Below are 1,060 nucleotides of genomic sequence, written 5' to 3' on the forward strand. Positions count from 1 at the left end.
AGGGAGGCCCACCCCTCTCCCTCATGCAAAATGACTATTTAAAGGGGAAAATCCATCAGGGACGGTGGCCAGGCTCAACCTTGGTCTTGATCAGGTGCTGGTAGAAGCAGGCCACGTAGTGCAGCATCCGCAGCGGCATGCTGGGATCGACCCTGGACTGAAACTCGATCAGCAGATAAAGAAAGAGTCGCTCGGTGATCCCCCGCCAGTGCACCTCCACCGACCAGACGACGTCCTCGAAGCGTTCCTCGAACAGTGGGGTGATGTAATTGCCGCTGTGGTTCTTCAACGTGGCGAAATCCATCAGCGCCGCGATCTCGGGCGGGGCGAAACCCTCCATGAGCTGCTGGACCAATTCCGGGTGGCTGAACAGCTCCTTGTAGCCGGTGTCGTGGTGCTTGGCCATCCCCATCTCCCCTGTCCAGATGGCCGAGAACTGTAGCGCCCTGCACGCGCCGGGACAATCCCGCGCGGCTTCGCGCCGCCGGCTCACGCGGCGGACGCCTCCAGCGAGGCATCAGAAGGACGTAGGATGGGTAGAGCGCAGCGAAACCCATCATTCCCCGCGCCGATCTGCCAGGCCCGCACCCAAACAAAAACGCCCCCGGTTTCCCGAGGGCGTTTCCGTCTGACATCCGGGTCAGTGGCTCGATGGGTTTCGTGACCAGTCGGCGTCCGTGCCAAGGGGCAGCGTCATAGCGTGGTCACTCTACCCATCCTACCGCGCTGAAAATCACAGGTTAGCCACGTAGGATGGGTAGAGCGCAGCGAAACCCATCATCCCCCGCGCCGATCTGCCAGGCGCGCACCCAAACAAAAACGCCCCCGGTTTCCCGAGGGCGTTTCAGTCTGACATCCGGGTCAGTGGATCGATGGGTTTCGTGACTAATCGGCGTCCGTGCCAAGGGTCAGCGTCGTAGCGTGGTCACTCTACCCATCCTACCTTGCTGGTCTGATCTTCAACCCCGAGTGCTCCCTGAGCCTCGGGGTTGTTGCGTTTTCGGCGTCTCAGTCCGGGTCGGACGCGCGCAGCGCCTCGACCTGCGCGACGCTCAGGCCC

General features: G+C 62.1%; 1 protein-coding gene. It reads right to left on the minus strand.

The genetic code is table 11. From position 1 onward, the window contains the following. Positions 1 to 55: 55 nt before the first annotated feature. Complete coding sequence (locus G3446_RS26890) at positions 56 to 406, minus strand: Rpn family recombination-promoting nuclease/putative transposase (RefSeq protein ID WP_164456707.1); 351 nt, start codon at positions 404 to 406, stop codon at positions 56 to 58. Positions 407 to 1,060: the final 654 nt, after the last annotated feature.

This window comes from Thiorhodococcus minor, from assembly GCF_010820565.1.
GTDB lineage: Bacteria > Pseudomonadota > Gammaproteobacteria > Chromatiales > Chromatiaceae > Thiorhodococcus > Thiorhodococcus minor.